Consider the following 3,063-nt stretch of genomic DNA (forward strand, 5'->3'; position numbering starts at 1 on the left):
GCCCATCTGGCGACACGCGAAACCTATGCCCGGCTTGCCGCGATTGTGGATGGTCCGGTCTATGTCAACCTGATCGACCTGCCGGACGGTCGCCTTGTGCGCGGGGTCCATGCCATCTTGCGCCAGATCTATCCGCATGTTGAGGCCGTGCAGGGCCCGGTCGAAGACGGAGGGCGCACGAACATTGTGCTTACGGCATCACAGAGGCCGCTGGCACCGATAGAGGATCTGCCCGACGACTACACGCGGGTGCAGGTCGCTCCGGGACGTGCTTTTACGGATGATCCAGGCCTTGGAAGGCCTGCCTTGTTCTGTCCGTCAGCGTGACGGACTCTCGATCCGCTCTTGCCGCGATGGTACACATTGCCTTCGTGCGGTTTCGCGCGCCATGGTCGCGAGAAGGTCCGTGCGTCACGACACCGACCACTTCTCAACGAAGTAGGCCCCCGAACCTGCGCGGTCGTATCCACTCGTTTCATCTCCCTTCGCTCGCCGCCTCGCGACGAGCGATTTGACAGAATGTCAGGGGGGCAAAATTGAATGTCGATACCCCGCCCCAAGTGGTCAAGTTTAGGCGCCGATAGCGATTGAATTTGCACCGATTGACAGCTTCTTGATCCGGTTTCCCTTTGTGCTGACCATCAAAAGCTTGTTGCCAACCACTTCGAAGGGCAGTTCGTCCGATCCCGATACGATTACGCAAACCGCTTTTGCGCCATAAAGCAGGGCGTCAGCCGCAGTCGCATAGGGTTGGACCATCGAAGAGGTCATGCAGTCCTCGCTCTCGCCGATGGCGTCTTTGTTGAAGATGACATTGAACACCCACCCGCCATGAACGCTCTCCACGGTCAGGTGCTGGAGGTTCTCTCGCACATATGAGGGGCCGAGGCCGATATCAGGGGTTTCAAAAGGAATTCGGTCCTTTTGCTTGAGAGCGTCAATTATGACGTTCAGGTAGCATTCCTCGGGTGCAGGGCAGAGGGGGAGATCGAAGGTCTTGAGTGTGAACATGGGGTCCTCCTGGTTTCAGAACAGCGGTTCGTGTCCGCTGATTGAGAAATGCGAACGATCCCGAACCGCCGGGAATCCAAAATGCCTTGACGTTACGTCAACTTGATCGACTGGATGAAGTGAGGAAAACTTGACGGAATGTTCGGAGTGCCAGAACAGCATTTGGCAGCTTCAATCACATGACGGCCATTGACCAGACAGACTGCGGCAACATCAATCTACCAGGAGGCAATGGCGAGTAGACCGCTCGGCTTGACCAGACACGAGATCAGCTAGAATTTTTTGTCTCTACCTGATATTGTTATGCACATGCAGGATGCACACAATATAGTCGATTATGCTGCAGGGCTGGGCGTGGTTCCATCGAGCATCGATCTCAAGCGGATCGATGTGACAAAGAACATGCGACGTTTCTATCGCATGAGCCTGCAGCCGGATCTGTTCGGAGGTGTCGACCTGGTTCGGGAATGGGGCAGGATTGGGTTTCGGGGCCAATGGCTCATCGAACGCCACCCCGGAGAAGATGAAGCGTTATCGGCGATGCTGAAGCTCGAAACTGCCAAACGCAAGCGAGGCTATGGCTCAATCCCCGCGGCTTCGAAGGGCTGACCTTGTTCTCCGGCCTAGGGCACTGCTTTTGAGCGCCAGGATGCATCGCTGCGCGTGCGTAGAGAGCGTGACCAATGGCCCGCCGCTCAACCCTCACCGCCGTTCTGAAGCACCGCAGTCATAGAGAGCTGTTCCCGACGCGCTGTCTGGGAAACCGACCTGTCATTGCCCGGCATCGACTACTGCACGCTTTTGGTGCCTCCATGCGCACTTCTGTGCGCCGGGTCGAGGCTGGCCTGATCGCCCGTTCTTCAGCGCCTTGGATCGCGGCTTCCCTGTCGCAATGTTCTCGAGCCATTCGCCCAACCGGTCGGTTGATCAGAAAATCTCGTTATCTCGTTTCCGGATTTCGGAACTCAGATCCATTTAAATTCCACGTGCCACTTCCGGCACGCAACCTCCCACAGAAGGGGATACCCATGGGACTTGATGTGTTTTTTGGCGTGCCAGGAGAAGAAGACTCTGTCTTCTATCTGCGCAATCACAGTGACTTCTTTGAGCTGATGTGCACGCCGGAGCCTGAGCCAATCGACTCAGACTATACTGACTTCGCGGTCTCGCCAGAGATGATTGAACGAATGGAAGACCAGCTTCTGGATAACCTTGAGGAAGCAGGTCTGACCCTGGATGTGGTGCCGGAAACGCTGCCTGATGAGTTCCACGGCTGGGACGCGCGGGAGATGGATTGGGAAGACCTTCTCCCATGCTATCTGCGTATCCTTGAGGATTTAGGGGCCTTAGTGGATCAGCACGGCTACTTGATATGCGGTTGGAGCGCCTGATTCCGACACTTACTCGGTCTATCGCAGTTCAAGAAGACGTTCTGCGGCTCGAATGCGATCATGCTTTCGGGCCGCGGGACCACAGGTATAGCGTTGTGATCCGGACGTCGCCGCTGGGCTGGCTTGTCTGGGCGGATACACCGGGGTTCTGGACGCTGGTCGGTGCCTCCGTGATCGTGGTGAGCGGTATCTTCATTGTCTGGCGGGAGAGCCGCCAGGCGACGTGATTTGCAAGTCACCGTTGCTACGCGCGCGTGTTCTCGGGTTGTGCATCATGGGCTGTAGTCAATTTGGTGCCAGTATGGCGAGCGGGGATAGAACGACTTAGTATCTGCGTTATCAAAAGGGCAGATGTGGGGAGCGACAATGGAGCAAGGCCCTAAAACAGCGCTTGTGCTTCAAGGCGGCGGTGCGCGCGGCGCGTATCATGTGGGCGTCCTCAGGGCTTTGGCTGAGATCACCGGGGCACGGCGCTCCCCATTCCAGATCGTTTGTGGATCTTCAGTTGGCGCAATCAATGCCGCGTCCATCGGTGTTACGGCAAATGATTTTCAGCGGGGCACAAAGCACCTGTCGTCCCTCTGGCGCGGTTTGAGATGCGACGCAATCTATAACACGGACGCCTTGTCGCTGCTGCTGTCAACTGGGCGCTTGGCCAGCA

General features: G+C 56.9%; 5 protein-coding genes and 1 pseudogene. 5 read left to right on the forward strand and 1 reads right to left on the reverse strand.

Annotation, left to right across the window (positions count from 1 at the left end):
• Positions 1-327 (forward strand): annotated as a pseudogene (locus tag PVW27_RS21300) (hypothetical protein); the annotation flags it as partial.
• Positions 328-570: 243 nt separating this feature from the next.
• Here PVW27_RS21300 and PVW27_RS21305 read toward each other — a convergent pair.
• Complete coding sequence (locus PVW27_RS21305; protein ID WP_274561196.1) at positions 571-1,011, reverse strand: hypothetical protein; 441 nt, start codon at positions 1,009-1,011, stop codon at positions 571-573.
• A 309-nt stretch (positions 1,012-1,320) separates the two neighbouring features.
• Here PVW27_RS21305 and PVW27_RS21310 point away from each other — a divergent pair, with 309 nt between their 5' ends.
• From PVW27_RS21310 to PVW27_RS21325, 4 genes are all read left to right on the forward strand, one after another.
• Entirely contained in the window at positions 1,321-1,620 is a 300-nt protein-coding gene (locus PVW27_RS21310) for a WGR domain-containing protein (protein WP_274561202.1), read from the forward strand.
• Positions 1,621-2,039: 419 nt separating this feature from the next.
• Positions 2,040-2,402 carry a hypothetical protein gene (locus PVW27_RS21315; protein ID WP_274561197.1) on the forward strand — a complete coding sequence of 121 codons (363 nt, stop codon included), beginning with the start codon at positions 2,040-2,042 and terminating at the stop codon, positions 2,400-2,402.
• A gap of 95 nt (positions 2,403-2,497) precedes the next feature.
• The gene (locus PVW27_RS21320; protein ID WP_274561199.1) at positions 2,498-2,629 is read left to right on the forward strand and encodes a hypothetical protein; all 132 of its coding nucleotides are present in this window, start codon (positions 2,498-2,500) and stop codon (positions 2,627-2,629) included.
• A gap of 139 nt (positions 2,630-2,768) precedes the next feature.
• Positions 2,769-3,063 (forward strand): patatin-like phospholipase family protein (locus PVW27_RS21325; protein ID WP_274561200.1); only part of this gene is annotated, 295 nt, incomplete at its 3' end.

This window comes from Seohaeicola sp. 4SK31, assembly GCF_028802875.1.
Classification (GTDB): domain Bacteria; phylum Pseudomonadota; class Alphaproteobacteria; order Rhodobacterales; family Rhodobacteraceae; genus Seohaeicola.